This window comes from Candidatus Enterococcus ikei (genome assembly GCF_017316105.1).
Taxonomy (GTDB): domain Bacteria; phylum Bacillota; class Bacilli; order Lactobacillales; family Enterococcaceae; genus Enterococcus_L; species Enterococcus_L ikei.
Map to the genome: position 1 here is coordinate 38,798 of NZ_JAFLWD010000042.1, position 20,109 is coordinate 58,906.

Here is a 20,109-nt window from a genome sequence, read left to right on the forward strand (position 1 = left end):
TTGTGAAAATGAGACTTCAGTGGAGAAGGAATCGGAAACATTTTTTGCGAATTTGAATATTTATACCTATATGGCTCATTATGTAGCTAAAGTATTAAAGCAGCGTCCGAATCTTATTTTAGATGGTTGGGGTGTTGCTGAATTATTGGTGGCTTACGGGCAATATGCGAATGAAGAAAGTTACAGTAATTTTCTGGAATGGAAATCACTTGGTAATGAGACGAAACGAAAAGTTAAAAAGCCAAAAGAGTATGCGGTCTTGTTTTATACGAATGATGATTTGGCGGATTAGTAGCGATAATTTTAGATATATAGAACTCCCCTATCCTTAAGGTTTTGTACTAAACGGATAAGGGAGTTTTTTATGGAAATAGATTTGTTGACTTTTGTTAATTCCATTAAATTATGAACGATATACGAACTTTCAAAGCTGAATTCTGTTATAGAATGATATTATCAGAAAATGGTTAAAATTTTGGTTTTTAGAAGGTAATGTGAATAACAATTTTTTTTATTTCTCATTATTTTGCTGGTTATAAACTGCCCCTATTTGCTCAAGATATTTTTATTTATATATAGAACGCTGGGATAAGTTTAATCAACTTTAGTAAATTCAATAGAGACACCGTTAGTCTTGATTGTATCGCCGTTGTGTAGTACAACTCCAGGAATATCTTCTATATAAAGATCTGGATTACCGTCTTTATGCTGTTTGTTGTATTTTTCTAAACCTGTAGGCGAAGCCATGTATTGTCTAAAAATAGACTTATCATCAGATGTTCTAGCACTAACGGCTCCATATCCATCACTTACAGCTTTTAAATCATATGTTCCAGACGATAGATCACCATCATCACCCACAGTAAGTATACCAGAAAGGACTTTGGCCGTACTATTATTTGTAGTCGGTAACGAAGAACTAGAAGTTATAGTTTGCTTAGTAGAAGATTGAGTTGGGCTAGTAGAACTGCCACAAGCAGATAATAATACAATTGGAATTACCGATAAAAAAATTTTTTTCATTTTAAAACACTCCTTATTTTATATCGTAATTACACTACAATAAGTAGGCTATATTATAACATAGAGTTTTAAACAATACTACGTCAATTCAATATAATAAAAATAACTCGACGAAATAAAAAGTAAGAGAATGTAACTCTAAGAAATAAATCAAAAAGGGCTTTATTTTGAAACCTTTATCAGCGGAATGGAACTACCGTTACTCTGTGTTTTATAAAATTAGAAAGGAGGCAAAAAAGTGGCAATAGAAAAGATAGGGATAAACATAAAAAGCAATGCAAAAGGCATTGAAAAGCAACTATCTCAATTTTACTCTAAAATAAAACAGTTGAAAAATGACAAATCTAATTTTCAACCCAATATTGAAAAAATTGAAAAGGTATTAAATCAGGTGAAAAGTTTCAGTGTTATAGGTGATACTGCCAAATCAATTCAAAAAGGAGCAGATGCTATTGAAAGTATAAGTGATAAAGTTCCTGAAGTGACAGGAGGTGGTTCAGGAGTACTAGCTACAGGAATTGATACAGTTAGTGAAATTGTTCAGTTGCTAGGAAGTACGGCAGAAGCGATGGAACAAATTAATAATAAAGTTCCTTCAAATTTAGGAAAATTACTTCCAAAATTACTTTACATGGGTGTTGCAATAACAGGAATGGGTATTCTTGTTGGAATTGTTGGTAAATTAGCAGAAAAATCTTCTGGCACAGCAAGTGCGGGTCTTGAAACCGTTGGAGGAATCACAAAGCTTTTAGGAGAAGCAGCAGAAGCGTTGAAGCAGATTGATGATAAAGTACCCTCAAATTTAGAGAATTTAGCTCCTAAACTACTTAACATGGGAATAGCAATAGTTGGAATGGGTATTCTTGTTGGCATTGCAGGTAAACTTGCAGATAAAAATCCTGTAGCGGCTCTAGTTGGGCTGGGATCAATATGGGCAATAACAGAATTATTGATGAAAGCAGCAGAAGCGTTAAAACAAATTAATGATAAAGTTCCTGGAAACCTAGAGAAGGTAACTGCTAAAATGATTAGTATTGGAATAGCTATTGGTGGAATGGGTATTATAGTTGCTGCAGTAGGAACGTTAGTATCAACTGGTGTAGGAGCGTTAATTGCAGGAGCTGGTCTGGCAACAGTTTATTTAGTAGCTTCAGAACTCATGCATGTTTCTGAAGCTATTAGTCAGCTTGATAAAAAAGTACCAACTAATATTGATAAAGTAAAGCAGAAGATAAAAGTTATAGCTGAAGTAATTAAAGAGTTTAGTTCTTTAGGTAGTCCGATAACACTAATAAAGAATGTTTTTGGATCATTGAATACTAAAGTAGTATCTAGTACTATCAAAGTATTTATTGATATTGCCAAAGATTTTGATCTGCTTAATAAAATGAACATTCAATCTGATGTTATTAAAAAGAAAATTCAAAATATTCAAGAAGCATTAGATATGATTAAAGGTAGCAGTATTACTGAAATGCTTGGAAGCGTCTTTAAATCTGCTGATAGTAATGCCTTGTCTGGTACAGTAGATAGTTTTGTAGCCATAGCATTAGATTTTGAAGTGTTGCAAGGTATTCCAATTAATGCTGAGGCTGTGAGTCAAAAGCTAATGAGTATTCAAAAAGTTTTGACTGTTTTTGATGGAGTAGGGCTAAGGGAGATATTTGAAAGCTTTACAGAAGCGATTAATACATCAATACTATCTGGTATAGTTACTCAGATGGTGGATATCGCTAATTCATTATCAACGTTACAAGGAATCCCTCTGGATACTGAGTCAATCAGAATAAAAATAGAAAGTATCAAAGAAATTCTAAAAGTTTTTAAAGGAGCGAGTTTAAAAGATTTATTTGATCATGGGTTAGAGGCTATTGATACAAAAATGTTGATAATATTGATTGATCAGCTTAAAACTGTAACTACAAAATTAAAAGAATTTGATGTCGAATCACTAGATGAAGCAAGTACTACTGCTATTTATGAAAAAATTGAAAATCTTAAAGATATTCTTGCATTATTTGATGGTGCAACATTAGAAAAATTGGTTGATAGCATAATTCAAAATTTTGATACTAAAATTGTAACTGACACCATTGATGCTTTAAAGCAAACTGCGATAAAACTAAAAGAGTTAAGCGAAGTTACGGAAGATCTAGATTTTGAAGCAGTAGGCACAATTATTACAGATCTTCAAGATGTTTTAGATAATTTAGATGGAACAACATTTGAAGAATTACTAAATAATATTATTAAATCAGAAGATTTAAAAGTAGCTGCTACTTCAATACAAAAAGTTGTAGAAATGGCAGAAAATTTATCGCAATTACAAAAACTTAAATTTACGTATTCAAGCATTGAAAAAAAAATCACAGACGTTCAAAAAGCAATTGAGTTACTAGATTCAGATAAAGGTATATTTGCAGGTTTGATGGGTATATTTAACGGTAAAATTGATGAGTCTACTTTAAAAACAGCAGCAGCTAGTATGCAACAGGTTGTAGTGATAGCTAAAAATTTAGCTATTTTACAGGAAATTCCTTTAGATGGAGATAGAATATCGGAAAAAATCGGGTATGTGAACGCAGCTATTGAAAAAATGGGGAAAGCAAACCTTTTAGATTTATTTGGTCAAATGCTAAAAATAACTGAGTTGACTGAAGTTAAAAATTCTGTAGATGCAATGATTCCATTAATGGAGTCGTTGAATAGTCTAGTAAAAGATGAATTCAATGATGTTATGATCAATGATCGTATTTCGAAACTTAATTTTATTATCAAAAATTTAGGTAGTGGTAGTCTTAAAACTATTTTTGAAAAAATGTTGAAGGCTGAAGAATTGTCACAGATCAAAGCAGCTATTGATATCCTTATACAAATTATAAGTAGTTTTGGCAATCTCAACATTACTGCTGAAAACGTAGATTTTCAGGCTGTAAGCACAACAATTACAAATGTTGCAAACGCGGTAGGCCAAATCAATAATCTTGAGAATGATACTGATGGAATTAACCAAATTAACGCTTTACTTCAATCATTCAATATGTTGATAACAATGTTACAAGGGCTGGAAGGGCAATTTTTACCAATTGGAACAAGTTATGGTCAACAAATTCTTCAAGGGTTTAATGGTGTAGCGGTTCCTACAAAAATAGTAGAGCAAATCAAGCAGCTTATTACCGATCTTCAAGCGAAATACAGTACATTTACAGAAATCGGCAAAATCTATGGAAATAATCTAAAAACAGGTTTTGCAGAGGGCGTAGTAAATATGATTTCATCACTAACAGATGCAATTAACAAGCTTACAACCGAAGAATCTAAAGCACAATTTTCAGTACCTCTTAACACACTAGGAAATACACTAGGTACGTCTTTAATTGACGGTTTCAAAGAAGGTATCAGAGGAATGGCTACGGCGATTAACGAAGAGCTTAATAACGTTAAAACAGCGACAACTAAATCACAAGGTGGCGAAGTCGAGTTCCATGCCTCTGGTGGTTTAGCTGGTATTTTCAAAAAGAAAGGTACCGATACTGTACCAGCCATGCTAACACCGGGTGAATTCGTTCAGCGTAGAGCAGCTGTTAGTACCTTTGGGCTTGATTTTATGAATAAAGTAAACAATCTTGATGTTCGTGGAGCATTTAGCGCATTGACAGGTAGATTTAATACTCAGTCAATGTTTATTCCAGCTGTTTCAACTGTTGTCAATAACGTTAACCATACAACAAATAATGCTAATAGAGTAACACAAAATGTAGTTGGGGGAAATGCTGATTATATTATGAAACGTGCTAGTCGATATTTAAGATAAATCACTAGAAAAATATAGCAATTGAAAAAAATTATTCTCTAGATAATATATGTTAAACTATTAATAGTTATATTTATCACATTAGGAGTAAAATAATGAAAAAAATATCATTAGTATTATTGGTATTAGGTTTATCTCTAAGTCTCGCAGGATGTAGTTCTAGTACTAGTACAAACACTGAGGAAAAATCAGTCGATGTACCTTCAATAGAACAAACGACAGAAGATACATCAGTTAGGGAAAATGAAAAAATGAACCAAATGGAGGAGGATTTAGAAGAAAAAGGTATTAAAATTAATCATTATGATGAGTTTTTATATTTTGAGAGAGAAAGGTATGGATTATGATTACTTTGAAATGACCGTTATATTCGTTGAAGAAGAAGCCGAAATTTACCAAATTAGACTTACACTAAAGGGAAATATCGATGGTAAAAATAAAGATGATTTAATTTATAAAGTAAATAAAGGTAGAATAGTCGAATCATCTGGAGATAACACTGATATTGATGCGTTGGCAGAAGTGCTGAAAAGTATAGATTGTACAGATAAAGAATTAGTAGAATTTGCTGAGTGGTACTACAACAATAAATAAAACGATAATTAAGAACAAGAGCTAGACTAAGCTTTTGTTCTTTTTCCATCTCTGAAAAAGCATACTCCAAATAAATAAACTATGATAAACTGAAATAGTTATATTTATTACATTAGGAGGAAAATAATGAAAAAAATAGTTTTATCATTACTAGTAGTGGGTGTATCCATGAGTCTTGTAGGTTGTGACTCTAACAAAAGTTCAGAGGAAAAATCAACAGATTCTTCTATAGAACAAACAACAGAAGATACAGAATCAAAAGAAGCTGAAAAGATGAGCCAGATGGAAGAAGATCTAGAAGAAAAAGGTGTTACAATTAAGCAGTATAAAAATATTATGTATTTTACCAGAGAAAAAGGAATAGACTACGATTATTTCAATATGGTGTTCACATTCAGCTCTAAAGTAGATGAAATTCTGCATGTTAGACTAACATTAAAAGGAAACGTTGACGGAAAAGATAAAGATGATTTAGTTTATAGAGTAAATAAGGATAGACTGGTAGAATCATCTGGAGATAATACAGATATTGATGCTCTAGCTGAAATTCTAAAAAGTTTGGATTATTCTGATAAAGAATTAGTCGAGTTTGCTTGGTGGTACTACAACAATAAATAAAACTATTCTTAGAACAGGGACCTAACTAGGCTCTTGTTCTTTTTCTATCTCTGAAAAAGTATACTCCAAAGAAATAAACTATGATAAACTAAAATATTTATATTTATTACATTAGGAGGGAAATAATGAAGAAAATAGCACTAGGGTTATTGGTACTAAGTTTATCTTTGGTTTTTGCAGGGTGCGGATCAAGTAAAGAAAAGTCAGTAAATTCATCGTCTACGGAACAAACTACGGAAAATACATCGGTTAAAAAAGATAAAAAGATGAAAGAAATACAGGAAGATTTAGAAGAAAAAGCTGTAGAAATTAACCAATACAGTGAGATTCTATCGTTTACTAGAGAGAAAGGAATAGACTATGATTATTTTGAACTAGATTTTGTAATTAGTAATAAAACCAATGAAGTTCTCGAATCATCTCTTGTTCTTAAAGGGAATGTAGACGGTGAGAAAAAAGAGACATTGCACTATGATGTGAGCAAAGGAAGGTTAGTAGAGTCATCATATTCAAATACCGATATTAATGCTTTAGCCGAAGTCCTCAAAAGTCTAGATTATTCTGATAAAGAAATTCTAGATTTTGCTCAATGGTACTACCAAAAAAATAAATAAAATAATAAAAAAGAACAAGAGCTAAATAAAGCTCTTGTTCTTTTTTATACACCTAATCAAACCAAAGAAAGGAGAAACCATGACAATATTAAACAGAAAGTACATCCAATTCAACGACCTCGTAATCGATAATTACGAAATGCTGCAATCAGCAGATCTTAGCGGCGGCTTCAAAACAGGCACAACAGAATACAGCTTCGGTCATGGAAGCTACGCCAATTTTAAAGCCAAACAGCAGTTTTCCATGGAGCAATCACTAAGCATGACGCTAAAACTCGACACAAGAAAATTGAGTGGTGATCAAAAGAAATTTTATAAAGACTATGTTTTTATGAACATTGTCAAAGCAGGAAAATTATGGGCTATTGAAGGCGAACAGCTATTATGGACGAATGCCTTCATCAAAGATTTCAGTGAATCCTATTCAACAGAACGACATGTTGTCAATATTGATATCGACTTTGTATTATACGAAGGGATTTGGCATAAAGCAGATACAAAAAAAGTTTTCCTAAAACCATATGTAGCTTGTAATTTTATGGAATGTTTAGATTTTCAGGAAGTCGACGAGTGTCAAGATTGTTGTATTTCTTGCAGTCAAACGAAACATGAATCCTGTCCAAAATGTGTCTGTGAATGTGAATTTCTAACTGGTGAAAATTCACTTTGTGAACTGAAAAAAGAAGTTGCTAGCGCTTTTTATAGCCAATGTGGTGATACCTATCAAATCATTTATAACTGCGAGGCAGGGAAAAAGATTTGGTCTGAAGAGAAAATGCTAGGACATAAAATCTGTAAGGCAGAGCCGTGTAAAGACATTATTGCAGGGCAGTTTTATAGTGACACGATCCTGGACAGTGATAAGGTCACGATCACCATGATTGGAGCAATGAAAGATCCAGTCATTACCTTAAATGGCAACAAGATGCAGATTTTAGGTGAATATAACGGCCAGCTGACATTGACGGCTAACGGTGAGATTTATTATTTAGAAGATAAGTGCTGTTCAGAAAAGGCGATCAACATCAATCAGCTTGTCATACCAATGGGCAATACATTTGGTTTCACTGTCCATCATGGAACAAATGGCATCATTGTAGAAACCAATAACTGTTGCGAAATGACTTGCGTGTATGTCAAAGTCGACAGATTAACGATTTAAAAAAAAGGAGATGGATTAAATGTCTGATTATTGTTCAGCATGTGGAGCATTGAAAGAATATGCTCCCAATTTTATGATTAACGGAATTACAGATAAAGAATGTAAAAGTTTACAAAATGATACAGGATTAAACTCAGATTTAAAAGTACTACACAACAATTGTGAAGATTTAAATGATTTACTTGACTGCTTATTAGGAGCTCATCAAGACAAGTTACCAGCAGTTGCTTCTTGCGATTGGAAAGAGTATACGGATGAATTGATGACAAATTTACAAAATATGCAAAAGGCTATGATTTGCAGTGAATGTGGACAATGGAAAAAAATCCACGATTTAGAAGAAAAAGTGAATGAACTTTGTATGATCAGTAACCAGTTAGTTAAACAGCAAACGGATCATTATGATTTTCCGAAACATTATCATTTAGTGAATAATGGTGCACATCACCCAGATCGGCATGCAGGAATAAATTATAAACGTATTGATACAAAGAATTGTGATGGGACGCAAGTTACTATAGAATGGATTGCTCCAACTATTGTTGGCTACAATGTTACCAACCTGAGTTCAGGGGATGTTATAGCTAGTGTCGATAAAAAGACTGCTCAAAGCTGGGGTATCACAGAAAATATCTGGTATCAATTAACCGTGTATTCTGCTTCTTTTTCAGCAGGATATTTTTTAGGAAATGGAACTTTTGGGAGATTCTTATTGGATGTGTCCCCAGAAAGACCAAATACACTTGAGCTGATCTATTTGGGAGCAAGCTATCCCAATACTCAAAACTTGTCAACGTCATTATCACAAGATAATCCAGCACTGAGAACATTTGTAACAGAATACTAAAAAAGGAATGAAACATATTAAATACAAGATGGTTAAAAGAGAGGATGAAACAAAATGACAGATTGCCAAGCGTGCGAAAAATTAAAAGTAGACAACCCCGAATTTGTTTTAAATGGAATCACAGATAAAGAGTGTAAAAGCTTGAAGAAAAATACAGGATTGAATCCTAAATTACCAGTTTTGCATAATAACTGTGAGGATTTAAACGATATGAACGACTGCTTATTAGGGTATTTGGGCGAAGAACTTCCAGCCGTTGATATGTGTGATATCAAGGAATTTATTCAGGATTTTCTGAATAACCAACGACTGATGAACAAAGCCTTGATTTGCTCAGATTGTGGTCAATGGGATTTGATCGAAAAAATGTTAGATGCCTTGTTGAAGATCATTGAAAAACTAAAAGAAATCGGAGTTTGGGAAGGCGGCCTTGAAGGTGGCTTTATTCCTGGGAAAGGGATCGCCGGTGGGAATATCAACTTGTTTGGTGGTTCTCCTGATGGGGCTCACTATATCCGAACAAATAATAAATCAACAGAAAATGATTTAGCTGGCGGAATCAATGTGGCTTTATTGAAACAGTTAAAAGCAGAGTTGAAGGAAGAACTAAAAGCAGAATTAAAAGAGGGTGAATAAGTATGGCAGAAAAAAATTTTGCTCCAATACGTGGTAGTTGGGGACATGATCCAGGGGTTCCTGGTGATGTCTATCTTGCAGGTGCACCAACAGCTGCAGCATTTAACGCAATGCCGGGTAATCCGCCGGGCTTTCCTAAAGCAAGTGGATACGGAGAAGGCGTTACTGCTGAAAATGTCAGTGGTAATCTGTATCGATTACGTCTTTCACTCGTAGCTTACGGAACAAAAGCTGCAACAGGAGTTTATACACCTTATGTTTATGCAGGAAATTTAGCAACAGAATATGACTGGCAATTGATAGTTGCCAAAACATCAGCTAAGACAGAAAATCCAGAAAGTGCGCCATATACACATGCGTTTACGGAAACGTTGAAAAAGAGATATTACGGCACGCAACCGTTATATGCAATGACAGGTTGGAATAATGCACATTCTCAAAATAGCTCTGGAGGAACTTGGTACAACGAGGTAACGAAGAATACCTTTGATGCTACTGATATCACTTGGCTAAAAATAACAATATATGGGGATGATACGTTTCCTCTTGCCTATAGTTACATCAGATTTGCGGATATCATCGATGATTACCGCCCAATGGCGATTAGAAAAAAAGGTACATGGAAATCATTAGATAATAAAGGTGGCTTTTGGCAGATTCGTAAGTCAGGTAAATGGGTCGATGTTCCTAAAACATTATTTAATGACGACGGTAAACCTAATAAAAGCGCAAATCAAATCCGCAAAAACGGAACATGGAAAGCACAAAGTAAGATAGGAGGCTGAGTTTATGTCAAGCATTGAAACAGCAATCAATTGGATGGATCAGCGCAAAGGAAAAGCGACCTATAGCCAACCAGCTAGATTAGGTCCAAATAGTTATGACTGTAGTTCAGCCGTTTATTATGCCTTGATTGCCGCAGGTGTATTTTCTGTTGGTACGATGGGAAATACAGATACTCTGTTCGGGCATTTGGAAGGAGCAGGTTGGCAGCAAGTAAGTAATCCGCAACGAGGAGATGTTTTTATATGGGGGATAAGAGGCGCTTCAGGAGGAGATGAAGGACATGCTGGACTATTCGTTGATAGTACCAGTATTATTCATTGTAATTCCTTTGCAAATGGAATATCAGTCGATAATCATGCCTCCAGACGTAGCTATAATGGAAATCCGCCGACTACTTTTTATCGTAATCCCAAAGGTTCTAGTGGTGGTTCGACACCTGAGCCAGAAATAACGTCAGAAGAAGAGCGTAGAGCTTGGTCGATTGCCCAATTATTGAATAAATCTGGTTATAATATGATTTCAATTGCTGGCTTATTGGGAAATATCGATGTTGAAACAGGCGGATCAATGAATCCTGATACGGATCAAACCCATGGAGGTCCAGCGTATGGACTAGTTCAGTGGGATGGTTCCGCATATCCATTAGTAGGTAGTCCAACCTCTAGTGGTCGAGAATACGTCCAGCGTTTGCTGGCTCATGCAGGTATTAACGGAAATTACACAAGTGTTGAGGTGCAAACCAGATTAATCGATTGGTGTATGTTCAATGGACAATGGATTGGTGTTGTTGAACCAAAATCTGTAGAAGGATTTAAGAATGCCTCTGATGTGGAACAAGCAACAGTGGCTTTTCTCAAAAATTTTGAACGGGCTGGTACAGAACATTTACAAAGAAGACTCGATGCGGCTAAACGCTGGCATACTTTTTTAAATAAATTACCTTCTGATCTAGGTGAATTAGAGACCTTTGAAACGATGACGAATGTGGGCTCTTTAGACTTTTTAGGGATCAAAGAAGGAGAAATTCATGCTTCTGGTTGGCATTTCAGTTCAGATAAAGGGGATCAATATATTGTTTTTATCAATGCTGAAACAGATCAAGAATTAGGTCGTGTTAAAACCGTTCCTATTGACCGCCCAGACGTCAAAGAAGCATATCCTAAGGTAATCGGTGTTGAAAAATCTGGTTTTGAGGCTAAGATTAAAGTACCAAATGGAACAGCTGTTTATATCAAAGGAATCCGCACGAATGAATCAGCTAATGATGAACTGATTTTTGACCAAATCATCATCTTTGAACAGGCTTTTGATGTTGAGATCGATCCTTATGCAAAAAGTAATACAAAATTCTTTTTTGAAATTTTAGAAAACGGAAAAGTCATCAAACGCGGCACTAAAATTCTGAATACTCTCAGCTGGAGCAACGAATTGATGTATGTCCCAACTACTCAACTCAATTTACCGATTGAATACACTGAATGGATCAACGGACGTGAAGAAATAAAGCTGTATATTAACAGAAAAGTCTTTCACGGTATTGTGACTGGCTACACGTTAGATAAGGAGAATGAGACGTTATCTGTCGACTTAGCCCATGTAGTTTCTGAGTGGGAATATCGGCAAGTTTCCACTAATCTAGCTGCGAAAAATCGAACAGTCAATGATATTTATAGTACCTTAGATTTCCGTTATCCAGGTTGGAATGTGAATTATCGGCAGGATTCAGCTATGCGTGTGATCGATTATGTATATAGTCGGCAAAACAAGCTGGAAGGATTAACAAAAACCTGTGAATTGACACCAGATCTTTTCTGGCGAGTTGGCTTTCACTTTGGTCGCGCACTAGAAATTGGTTCTTTCGGAGAAAAGAAATCGTATATCTTTTCAACAAAACCTAGCGGTAAGCAAAATATTCGAATCATTGCTGAGCCGACAATCACTCATAATTTTGATCATGTTGTGAATATTGCAACGGTTTACGGTGAAAAATCTGATTCTGGGATGTCTAGTATGAGCCTTAGAGAAATCTATGAAAATAAGGCTAGTCAAAATCCTAAATTTCCAGTGGTGATTTTGAGAAAAGGAATCAATAACGAACGAGGATATGATTATATTCAATTTTCGAAGTTGGCACCTAATGGAAATATAGAGTATTCCGTAATCGATACTGAGAGTATTGCATTGGAATCTGCCAAGGTGATCGAAGGAGCATTTTCATTCAATGATTTAGCCCCGTTCAATACAAATGACAAAGAAATTACTGATGAAGACCGTGCCAAAGCAGCTAAAACAGCTTATGATGCCGCGGTGAAAAAATTAAAACAGTCCAGACGTACCTACCAAATCGAGCTGACTGTAGAAGAGTTGCCAGAAGACATCAATGTGGGGGATAAAGTTCGACTATTATATGACAATCAGTTGTTGATGGTTGAAGAGTGTTCCAATTACATGAAAAAGATCCTTAAGCTGGATGATTGGTTTTATATTACTAGTATTAATTATGCAATCGATCAAAGTGGTGTCGAGCAAAATAGTGTTGTTTTGGAGAAATTTTTAAAAGTAGACAGGGAGAGTGGTCAATAATGAAAATGACGTATGATTCAGCATTAAATAAAATGGCCGAACGAATCGCTGATCGAACGGTTGAAAGTCGGCAAGACCAACTTCAAAGAAGAAATCAAGTGGTGGATATTTATGGGATGGAATTTACACGGCAGGGTGATACGAATCACCCTGCTGTTTTTTATATCTCTGTTAGTCCAGATCTGATTTATTATGAACGATTTGAATTTAAGATTATCATCCAGCCATTTGCTATGCCGATCGGCGGTAACGGCTCAACAGGCTCGACAGCTGTTCAAGTGAACGGGACAGGTTTAGGTATTAATCAAAATAACGTAAGCCCTAATCCACATAATCATACAACGGTACCACATACTCACTCATTAGATGCTGGGGTATCTTTATTTACCAGCAGTGTTTCTGATTTTGAAATTTGGATCGAAGGAATCGATGTGACACCGTATTTAAAAGCGCAATATAATGGCTCCTGGATCAATGGTGAAGGCGTATTTCCAATGAAAGGATTATCCAACTATGATCTTCTTAAAGCTACTGGTTTGATGCCTAATTGGCAGCGTGGAGCAATACTGACACCAGGCTATAAAAAAGTGGAGCTGAAAGGAACAGGAGTGTTCAATGCAACATTAGTAAACTACTTGAAATACTCCCATGTAAACAGGTGATGATATGAATAAACACGATGAACAAGCACAAAAAATGCAAAAACATTTACTAAATCATCCTAAAGACTACCAAACTGTGATCAGTCTTTTTAAAGCAGAAAGTGATTCAATCGCATATGAACAACAAAAAAGTAAAAATTCCATGTTGCGGGAAATCGCAAAACATAAGAAAGCTGGTGATGAAAATGGAAAATAAACATTCAACGGATGGCATTGCTGAAGATTTGATCAGAAGTTTTGTTCAAATAGCGAGTGCTGAAATGCATGCTAAAACACTATTAGAAAAACGAGTATCGGAATTGGAAAATGGTTTGATCGATCTTGAAACAGAATTGGAGTCACAGCTACAAAAAATTACGGAATATAAAGAAGAAATCACTGTCCTTGCAAAAGTGCGACGTGCAGATATGCTGTATCTTTTTGAGTTATATGGAAGTTCTGGGGATAAAGAAAAATGGTGTACGGTCAAACATCTCGCTATTGCGATGATGACAGCTTTTGAAGCTTGGCAAGCTAGCGACAGTGATGAAGATTTGTTATCAGCAGCCTTAGCCAAAAATAAATTATTTATTAAAGCTCTAACACAATTTTTAGGTGTAGAGGTAACAGAATGCGCTGCATGTTTTGCAGACATTATTAAAGGAGGAGAAAATAATGACGAAACCAAAAATTTGTAATGATAATGAAAAACAGCCCGCGGTCCCAGAATTTTGTGATTTTGGCTTTTGGGAGGTACCAGTTAATAGCTTATCTGAAATAAAAGAGGCTAATCGAGACCATGCGTATATTTTGCCAGATAATAGTGTTTGGGTATTGTCTCATGATGGTAAAAAGTTTATCCAGCTAAATCTAGGTGGTACGGGAGGAAATCAACCAACGCTGTTAGAAAATAGCGATGGGTTGATAGCGGTGAATGGTAGTGGAACTAATAACCTTTCAGTTGATCTTAATTTACCAGAAGTAGGGGAAGCTCTCGGGATAAATGAAATCAGTGAATCCATCGCTAAACATGTTAATAACGCGGAGATGCATGTTACCTCTGCTGAAAAAAACAGATGGGAAAAGAAACAAGAAAAATTAACAGCTGGCAAAAATATCAGCATTGAAAAAAATGTCATTTCGGCAATCGGCGGCAAAAGTTATGGGTTTCATATAGTAGAAAATTCAGAGGATAGCATTATTCAATTGGTTATGGATGGGAATTATGAACAAGAAGGTCTGAAAGCTCAATTTAACACAACATCGAGGATTATTATGCCAGACGTTAACTATAATGAGGAAACAGGTCAGACCATATTAGAGTTTCATTTTGGGGATAATCCACTCGAATTTGCTAAAATAGAAGTTTTTAATAATGAGAGAGAGACTATTTATACTAAGAATATTATTATCCCAGATCTAACGGTTACATCACCTAATGATTTCGCATATATTAAAGGATCAGATATTGATGGAGTTAACATTATTGAATATATTCGAGAGTTAAGTAAGGGTGTCAACAGCAATGGAAAACCAACACAGATAACAAATACAGATGGCTATCTAGAGGTCAGTGGCAGTGGTACACATGCTGTTACTACTAATTTAAATACAGAAAACATAGTTGAATTAGTCAAAGAGAAGATCGATATTCCCGTTGTAAAACCAGACGGAAAAACGATTACGATGGACAAAAATGGCGTACTGACTTCAGTATTTCCAGAAGCTCCTTTAGACGGCAACACGTATATTCGTCAGAATGGTAAATGGGTCAAAAACTTTTCGTATCCTAACGTATATTATGAACTGGATAGCCTAACAAACAATCAACTTGAATTTAATATAGCGGTCAAAGATAATGTTCAAAATTACAAAGTTATATTTGCTGATACAAAAGTTCCGTTGTCTCAACAGGATACAAGTATTAGTGGAAAGATATTATTTGATCGAACAAGTACGGAAAAAAGTAAAACAAGCGTACAATTTTATTATATAAAAAATGGCGTGAATGAATTATTTTACACAGTAGACCTTAAACCATTATTTAAGTTGCTAGCTCCCCAAGTGAGTGATTCTTCTAAGTATGTAGATAGATCAGAAGCAGTTACATTTGAAGAAACTGAATATTTTGCTATTGAAGATAAAAATATCATCAAGCAAGATAAAACAGTATTTTTTAGCGTGAATTTAAGTAGTATCAAACCATTTATATTTTCAAAAAATGACAAATTCAAAGTTGGAAAAGTGTCAGATCCAGAGCTGTTTCCAATGTCTAGAATGGCTGTTAACATGGTGACAGAGAATACAAGATCATCGATTTATGCCAATACAGCAATCATCATCGAAACAAATGGTGATATTATGCTAGTTAATACTTCAGATGTTTCTATTGGTTCTGCATTCAACTTCAGAGTAGGAAATACTCATTTTATTAATATGACATATGTAACACTATAAAAATTGAAAAGATGGTGAGTTATGAAATTTTTAGGATTTACGATTGCAGAAATTGCAGCATTGCTTGCTATCTCAGGTTCTTTTAGCGCTTGGATCATATGGATAGCCAAAAAAGCCTATGAAGCAATCAAAAATAATATCTCAGATCCGATGAAACACAATCTTGATGGCTTATCTGAAGCGATCACTAATCTATCAAGAAACGTAGCCGAAGAAACCAAGTTGCTGCATGAACGCTATTCTGAAGTGGTTGATCGTTTAGACGACCATGAAGGAAAAATCGGTGAGATCGAAGATACCGTCATCAAGCATGATGAACGAATCAAAACCTTATTTAGAAAGGGGCAATAAAAAATGAAACAAATATCCTCAGATACAATTGCTAGAACGATCATTTTAGTTTTGGCATTACTAAATCAAATTTTAGCGATAACGGGAAAAGGCACACTTGATATTGTAGAAGATACAATTTATCAAGCTGTGTCTTTGATTTTTACAATCGTTTCAACAGGGATGACCTGGTGGAAAAATAACAGTTTTACTCATGCTGCGATAAAAGCAGACGATCTTTTGAAGGAGTTGAAAAAGGATGGGTAATTTAGACAAGATGATTCAATGGATGTCTGAAAGAAAAGGGAGAGTCACTTATTCAATGAATGCTAGATTAGGACCAAATAGTTATGATTGTTCTAGTGCAGTTTATTTTGCTTTAATTAGTGGCAGTTTCATACCAGCACAGACAATGGGGAACACAGATACGCTGTTTTCACATCTTGAAAAATCAGGTTGGAGAAAGATTCAACCTGATGCAACGGGCAATTATCCAGCTAAAAGAGGAGATATCTTTATTTGGGGCAATCAAGGCTCATCTGGAGGTGCAGCGGGACATACAGGGATTTTTGTAGACAATCAAGATGCAATTATTCATTGTAACTATGGCTATAATGGTATAACGATCAATGATCATGATACTATCTGGAAATTAAATGGCTGTCCTGCTATCACAATTTATCGTTATGGCACTAATGAAGCTAATAACCCAGTTTCAAAACCACACCCTCAAGAGCAACGACCAGGATTAATTACAATGTACGGCGCATTTTATCCGGATAGACGATTAGCAGTTAGCCAGGACACCAATCCAGATGATAAAGCTAGTCCTGCTCTGGACTACTATTTACGTGGTATGAGAATCAATTATGATGGCTATATTCATAGTAATGGGTATGTCTGGATTAGCTATACTAATAATCAAGGAACTCGTCGTTATGTTGCAGTTGGTCCTGATGATGGAAAAACGAATACAACTTGGGGAACTGGGTTTTTTAACTAAGAAATAGAAAAATAGGTCTTAAGACTGATTACAAAAATATTACACTCGGATTACAATTAGTTTACAAAAAGAAATTTATAAAATCGAAAACGTCATAGATATCTTAAGTAGTTGGTAATTATGCATAGAATTATGATATGAGAAAGTACTAAAAGGTTTTCACTTTTTCGATTAATATAGGTTAGAAAAAATAAACAATTAGGGGGATAGGGAGATGGTTAAAAACTTAAATGAATATATTGACTTTTCTAATAAGATAAATCAATATATCTCGAGGATTATGATTGATAATGGGATTAATTTTGAAGAATATAGTTATTCACAGGTTTGGGAGTCAGTTCAATCTCTAGGAGTAGTAATCCGAGGGTTTAATTTTGAAGGGATTGCAAGTAAACAAATTTCTGGAATGCTTGTTCAAGATAACTTGGAAACAACAATTGTGTATAATCAACGTTTAGATGATAAAAATAAAAATTTCGCAATTAGTCGTGAAATAATTCACTATTTATTTCATAGAGATGAAATAAATAATATGTTTGTAGATATGCAAAAGAAAGTAGACCATTCTTATTACAAAGATCTATGCGAATTTCAAGCTGATATTGGTGCATCAGCTATCTTGATTCCAGATTGTGTGCTTATCCATTTTCTGAAAAAAGGTTGGAATCTCACTCAACTATCTGACCATTTTGGGATTTCTGAAAGTAAACTTTATGTTCGTTTGATTCAAATGATGCAGTCGAATCTAGGAATGTCTATTACAGCATCTAAAAAGCTTGCACATGATATCCAGTTTGGATTTTATGGTAGAGGAAAAGCTGCTGGGCATGCACTTGCTGCTGATTTAGAGTGTTGCTTAAAGGAAGCAGATCTAATTCCAATTTTTTAACGCAGGAAAAAACTAAGAAACTAAAATAACAATGTTGATAGAATCAAAAACAACTGATACATCTCACAAATAAAAAATCTATAAAGTAGCTGAGAAATAGTTCTCCAAGTTCTACTTTATAGATTTAATTATATTGTTTAATTAAGGCTAATACTCACCAGAAAACAATTCATCCAATTGTTTTTGAACATCTTTATTTTCCAAGAATTCATCATACGTTGTATCCGCACGATCGACAACACCTTTGTCAGAAACAGCGATGATGCGATTTGCTAATGTTTGAATAAATTGGTGGTCATGTGATGCAAATAAAATTGCGCCAGTAAATGCCATTAGTCCATCATTCAACGCAGTGATTGATTCTAGATCCAGGTGATTCGTTGGATCATCTAAAACAAGTACATTTGATTTAGAAAGCATTAATTTAGATAACATTACACGAACTTTTTCGCCCCCAGAAAGCACGTTAACTGATTTCAGCACGTCTTCTCCAGAGAATAACATTCTTCCTAAGAATCCACGTAAGAACGTATTATCATCTTCTTCTTTACTTGCAAATTGACGTAACCAATCTAAAATTGTTAAATCAGTATCAAAGTCTTTGCTGTTATCTTTTGGTAAGTAAGCTTGAGTAGTCGTAACACCCCAACGTACGCTACCTGTATCAGGCGTGATTTCACCCATGATTACTTTAAATAACGTCGTTGTAACGATATCATTGTCTGCAATAAAAGCTACTTTATCAACATTATTTAAAGAGAAAGAAATATTATCTAAAATTTTCTTACCATCGATCGTTACAGAAACATTTTCCACGTGGAGTAAATCATTTCCGATTTCTCTATCTGGAGTAAATCCAACAAATGGGTAGCGACGTGAAGATGGTTGAATATCATCTAATGTGATTTTATCCAACATTTTTTTACGAGAAGTTGCTTGTTTTGATTTCGATGCGTTGGCACTGAAACGAGCAATAAAGTCTTGCAACTCTTTGATTTGCTCTTCTTTTTTCGCATTCGCATTGGATTGTAATTTAGCAGCTAATTGGCTTGATTCTAACCAGAAATCATAGTTCCCAACATATAATTTGATCTTTCCGAAATCAAGATCGGCCATGTGGGTACATACTTTGTTTAAGAAATGACGGTCATGGGAAACGACGATAACCGTGTTTTCAAAGTTGATCAAGAATTCTTCTAACCAATTGATTGAACGAGTGTCCAAACCATTGGTCGGCTCATCTAATAGTAAAACATCAGGTTTACCGAATAGAGATTGTGCAAGTAAGACTTTGACTTTTTGACCAGCCGTTAGTTCACTCATTTTTTGGTCGTGCAGACTTTCAGGAATATTCAAACCTTGCAGCAAGACAGCTGCTTCTGGTTCAGCTTCCCAACCATTTAACTCCGCAAATTCACCTTCAAGCTCAGCAGCTTTGATTCCATCTTCATCAGTGAAATCTTCTTTCATGTAGACAGCATCTTTTTCTTTCATTACTTCATACAAACGTTTGTGACCCATGATAACTGTTTCTAGAACAGTATTATCTTCAAAGTCAAAGTGATTTTGCTTCAAAATCGCCAAACGTTCATCTGGTCCCAAAGCAACATTTCCTGTCGTTGGTTGAATATCGCCAGATAAAATCTTTAGGAATGTTGATTTACCAGCACCATTAGCACCGATCAAACCATAACAGTTACCAGGTGTGAATTTAATATTTACATCATCAAAAAGTTTGCGGTCTGAAAATAGCAAACTTACATCATTTACAGTAATCAATAGATTTCCTCGCTTCATATATAATAATAGTTAAACCTCTCTGCATTATAGCGAGGAAACCTACATTTTTCAAGGAAATCTGTTGATATTTATAAATAGTTAGAGAAAAGAAAACTATTTATCTTCTGTATTTTCAAATTTTTCTACATAAATTTTATTAGCCGATAAATAGCCTTTTTCACATTTCAAGCGAGGATAGCCCCAGTCAGAGAATTCAATAGCTAGAACTTCAACTATATTACCTGAAGTGATTGGTTCTAATCGAGTAGAAAAATCAGTTGAAGTATAGTAAAAATCATCAGTAATTATTTTTACAAAGCCAGGATTAGTAGT

General features: G+C 34.8%; 22 protein-coding genes. 19 read left to right on the forward strand and 3 right to left on the reverse strand.

Annotated features, from left to right (window positions below; genetic code table 11):
* Positions 1–19: 19 nt before the first annotated feature.
* A complete protein-coding gene (locus JZO69_RS14860; RefSeq protein WP_256924807.1) occupies positions 20–292 on the forward strand; it encodes a hypothetical protein in 273 nt (90 codons plus the stop codon).
* A 302-nt stretch (positions 293–594) separates the two neighbouring features.
* Here JZO69_RS14860 and JZO69_RS14865 read toward each other — a convergent pair whose 3' ends face one another.
* A complete protein-coding gene (locus JZO69_RS14865; RefSeq protein WP_207113609.1) occupies positions 595–1,023 on the reverse strand; it encodes a hypothetical protein in 429 nt (142 codons plus the stop codon).
* A 238-nt stretch (positions 1,024–1,261) separates the two neighbouring features.
* Between JZO69_RS14865 and JZO69_RS14870 the strand changes: the two genes are divergently transcribed.
* The 18 genes from JZO69_RS14870 to JZO69_RS14950 all read left to right on the forward strand — a co-directional run bounded on the left by JZO69_RS14870 (position 1,262) and on the right by JZO69_RS14950 (position 17,997).
* Positions 1,262–4,837, forward strand: a complete 3,576-nt coding sequence (locus tag JZO69_RS14870) for a hypothetical protein (RefSeq protein ID WP_207113610.1) — start codon at positions 1,262–1,264, stop codon at positions 4,835–4,837.
* Positions 4,838–4,932: 95 nt separating this feature from the next.
* The gene (locus tag JZO69_RS16685; RefSeq protein ID WP_242586884.1) at positions 4,933–5,184 is read left to right on the forward strand and encodes a hypothetical protein; all 252 of its coding nucleotides are present in this window, start codon (positions 4,933–4,935) and stop codon (positions 5,182–5,184) included.
* Positions 5,174–5,431: a hypothetical protein gene (locus JZO69_RS16690; protein ID WP_242586886.1), complete on the forward strand. Its 258-nt coding sequence runs from the start codon at positions 5,174–5,176 to the stop codon at positions 5,429–5,431. The genes JZO69_RS16685 and JZO69_RS16690 overlap by 11 nt, the downstream gene beginning before the upstream one ends.
* Before the next feature lie 126 nt (positions 5,432–5,557).
* Positions 5,558–6,049 (forward strand): hypothetical protein, encoded by a 492-nt coding sequence (locus JZO69_RS14880; RefSeq protein ID WP_207113611.1) that lies wholly within the window; start codon positions 5,558–5,560, stop codon positions 6,047–6,049.
* Between the two features lie 125 nt (positions 6,050–6,174).
* Positions 6,175–6,663 (forward strand): hypothetical protein, encoded by a 489-nt coding sequence (locus JZO69_RS14885; RefSeq protein ID WP_207113612.1) that lies wholly within the window; start codon positions 6,175–6,177, stop codon positions 6,661–6,663.
* Between the two features lie 79 nt (positions 6,664–6,742).
* Positions 6,743–7,825: a hypothetical protein gene (locus JZO69_RS14890; protein WP_207113613.1), complete on the forward strand. Its 1,083-nt coding sequence runs from the start codon at positions 6,743–6,745 to the stop codon at positions 7,823–7,825.
* A 19-nt stretch (positions 7,826–7,844) separates the two neighbouring features.
* Positions 7,845–8,672 carry a hypothetical protein gene (locus JZO69_RS16695; protein WP_242586888.1) on the forward strand — a complete coding sequence of 276 codons (828 nt, stop codon included), beginning with the start codon at positions 7,845–7,847 and terminating at the stop codon, positions 8,670–8,672.
* 54 nt (positions 8,673–8,726) lie between these two features.
* Positions 8,727–9,308, forward strand: a complete 582-nt coding sequence (locus JZO69_RS14900; protein WP_207113614.1) for a hypothetical protein — start codon at positions 8,727–8,729, stop codon at positions 9,306–9,308.
* Between the two features lie 2 nt (positions 9,309–9,310).
* Positions 9,311–10,093: a hypothetical protein gene (locus tag JZO69_RS14905; protein WP_207113615.1), complete on the forward strand. Its 783-nt coding sequence runs from the start codon at positions 9,311–9,313 to the stop codon at positions 10,091–10,093.
* A gap of 4 nt (positions 10,094–10,097) precedes the next feature.
* On the forward strand, positions 10,098–12,677 hold the full coding sequence (locus tag JZO69_RS14910; RefSeq protein WP_207113616.1) for a phage tail tip lysozyme: 2,580 nt from the start codon (positions 10,098–10,100) through the stop codon (positions 12,675–12,677).
* The gene (locus tag JZO69_RS14915; protein WP_242586889.1) at positions 12,677–13,339 is read left to right on the forward strand and encodes a hypothetical protein; all 663 of its coding nucleotides are present in this window, start codon (positions 12,677–12,679) and stop codon (positions 13,337–13,339) included. The genes JZO69_RS14910 and JZO69_RS14915 overlap by 1 nt, the downstream gene beginning before the upstream one ends.
* Before the next feature lie 4 nt (positions 13,340–13,343).
* Positions 13,344–13,535, forward strand: coding sequence for a hypothetical protein (locus JZO69_RS14920; RefSeq protein WP_207113617.1), 192 nt, complete (start codon positions 13,344–13,346; stop codon positions 13,533–13,535).
* Positions 13,525–14,016 (forward strand): hypothetical protein, encoded by a 492-nt coding sequence (locus JZO69_RS14925; protein WP_207113618.1) that lies wholly within the window; start codon positions 13,525–13,527, stop codon positions 14,014–14,016. The genes JZO69_RS14920 and JZO69_RS14925 overlap by 11 nt, the downstream gene beginning before the upstream one ends.
* A complete protein-coding gene (locus JZO69_RS14930; protein ID WP_207113619.1) occupies positions 13,994–15,775 on the forward strand; it encodes a hypothetical protein in 1,782 nt (593 codons plus the stop codon). Before JZO69_RS14925 ends, JZO69_RS14930 begins: the two co-directional genes overlap by 23 nt.
* 21 nt (positions 15,776–15,796) lie before the next feature.
* A complete protein-coding gene (locus tag JZO69_RS14935; RefSeq protein WP_207113620.1) occupies positions 15,797–16,126 on the forward strand; it encodes a hypothetical protein in 330 nt (109 codons plus the stop codon).
* Between the two features lie 3 nt (positions 16,127–16,129).
* Positions 16,130–16,372, forward strand: coding sequence for a phage holin (locus JZO69_RS14940; protein WP_207113621.1), 243 nt, complete (start codon positions 16,130–16,132; stop codon positions 16,370–16,372).
* Positions 16,365–17,108 carry a peptidoglycan amidohydrolase family protein gene (locus JZO69_RS14945; protein WP_207113622.1) on the forward strand — a complete coding sequence of 248 codons (744 nt, stop codon included), beginning with the start codon at positions 16,365–16,367 and terminating at the stop codon, positions 17,106–17,108. Before JZO69_RS14940 ends, JZO69_RS14945 begins: the two co-directional genes overlap by 8 nt.
* Positions 17,109–17,322: 214 nt before the next feature.
* Positions 17,323–17,997: an ImmA/IrrE family metallo-endopeptidase gene (locus JZO69_RS14950; protein ID WP_207113623.1), complete on the forward strand. Its 675-nt coding sequence runs from the start codon at positions 17,323–17,325 to the stop codon at positions 17,995–17,997.
* A 147-nt stretch (positions 17,998–18,144) separates the two neighbouring features.
* Here JZO69_RS14950 and JZO69_RS14955 read toward each other — a convergent pair whose 3' ends face one another.
* Together JZO69_RS14955 and JZO69_RS14960 are read right to left on the reverse strand one after the other, a co-directional pair.
* Entirely contained in the window at positions 18,145–19,776 is a 1,632-nt protein-coding gene (locus JZO69_RS14955) for an ABC-F family ATP-binding cassette domain-containing protein (protein WP_207113624.1), read from the reverse strand.
* 114 nt (positions 19,777–19,890) lie between these two features.
* A partial coding sequence (locus tag JZO69_RS14960) for a DUF5776 domain-containing protein (RefSeq protein ID WP_242586891.1) occupies positions 19,891–20,109 on the reverse strand: 219 nt, incomplete at its 5' end.

Excerpts from the sequence above, each read along its gene's own strand:
- JZO69_RS14910 (WP_207113616.1), top strand. The coding sequence starts at position 10,098 with ATGTCAAGCATTGAAACAGCAATCAATTGGATGGATCAGCGCAAAGGA.
- JZO69_RS14935 (WP_207113620.1), top strand. The coding sequence starts at position 15,797 with ATGAAATTTTTAGGATTTACGATTGCAGAAATTGCAGCATTGCTTGCT.
- JZO69_RS14915 (WP_242586889.1), top strand. The coding sequence starts at position 12,677 with ATGAAAATGACGTATGATTCAGCATTAAATAAAATGGCCGAACGAATC.
- JZO69_RS14950 (WP_207113623.1), top strand. The coding sequence starts at position 17,323 with ATGGTTAAAAACTTAAATGAATATATTGACTTTTCTAATAAGATAAAT.
- JZO69_RS16695 (WP_242586888.1), top strand. The coding sequence starts at position 7,845 with ATGTCTGATTATTGTTCAGCATGTGGAGCATTGAAAGAATATGCTCCC.
- JZO69_RS14865 (WP_207113609.1), bottom strand. The coding sequence starts at position 1,023 with ATGAAAAAAATTTTTTTATCGGTAATTCCAATTGTATTATTATCTGCT.
- JZO69_RS16685 (WP_242586884.1), top strand. The coding sequence starts at position 4,933 with ATGAAAAAAATATCATTAGTATTATTGGTATTAGGTTTATCTCTAAGT.
- JZO69_RS14930 (WP_207113619.1), top strand. The coding sequence starts at position 13,994 with ATGACGAAACCAAAAATTTGTAATGATAATGAAAAACAGCCCGCGGTC.
- JZO69_RS14920 (WP_207113617.1), top strand. The coding sequence starts at position 13,344 with ATGAATAAACACGATGAACAAGCACAAAAAATGCAAAAACATTTACTA.
- JZO69_RS14925 (WP_207113618.1), top strand. The coding sequence starts at position 13,525 with ATGGAAAATAAACATTCAACGGATGGCATTGCTGAAGATTTGATCAGA.
- JZO69_RS14945 (WP_207113622.1), top strand. The coding sequence starts at position 16,365 with ATGGGTAATTTAGACAAGATGATTCAATGGATGTCTGAAAGAAAAGGG.
- JZO69_RS14940 (WP_207113621.1), top strand. The coding sequence starts at position 16,130 with ATGAAACAAATATCCTCAGATACAATTGCTAGAACGATCATTTTAGTT.
- JZO69_RS14905 (WP_207113615.1), top strand. The coding sequence starts at position 9,311 with ATGGCAGAAAAAAATTTTGCTCCAATACGTGGTAGTTGGGGACATGAT.
- JZO69_RS14900 (WP_207113614.1), top strand. The coding sequence starts at position 8,727 with ATGACAGATTGCCAAGCGTGCGAAAAATTAAAAGTAGACAACCCCGAA.
- JZO69_RS16690 (WP_242586886.1), top strand. The coding sequence starts at position 5,174 with ATGGATTATGATTACTTTGAAATGACCGTTATATTCGTTGAAGAAGAA.
- JZO69_RS14885 (WP_207113612.1), top strand. The coding sequence starts at position 6,175 with ATGAAGAAAATAGCACTAGGGTTATTGGTACTAAGTTTATCTTTGGTT.
- JZO69_RS14880 (WP_207113611.1), top strand. The coding sequence starts at position 5,558 with ATGAAAAAAATAGTTTTATCATTACTAGTAGTGGGTGTATCCATGAGT.
- JZO69_RS14890 (WP_207113613.1), top strand. The coding sequence starts at position 6,743 with ATGACAATATTAAACAGAAAGTACATCCAATTCAACGACCTCGTAATC.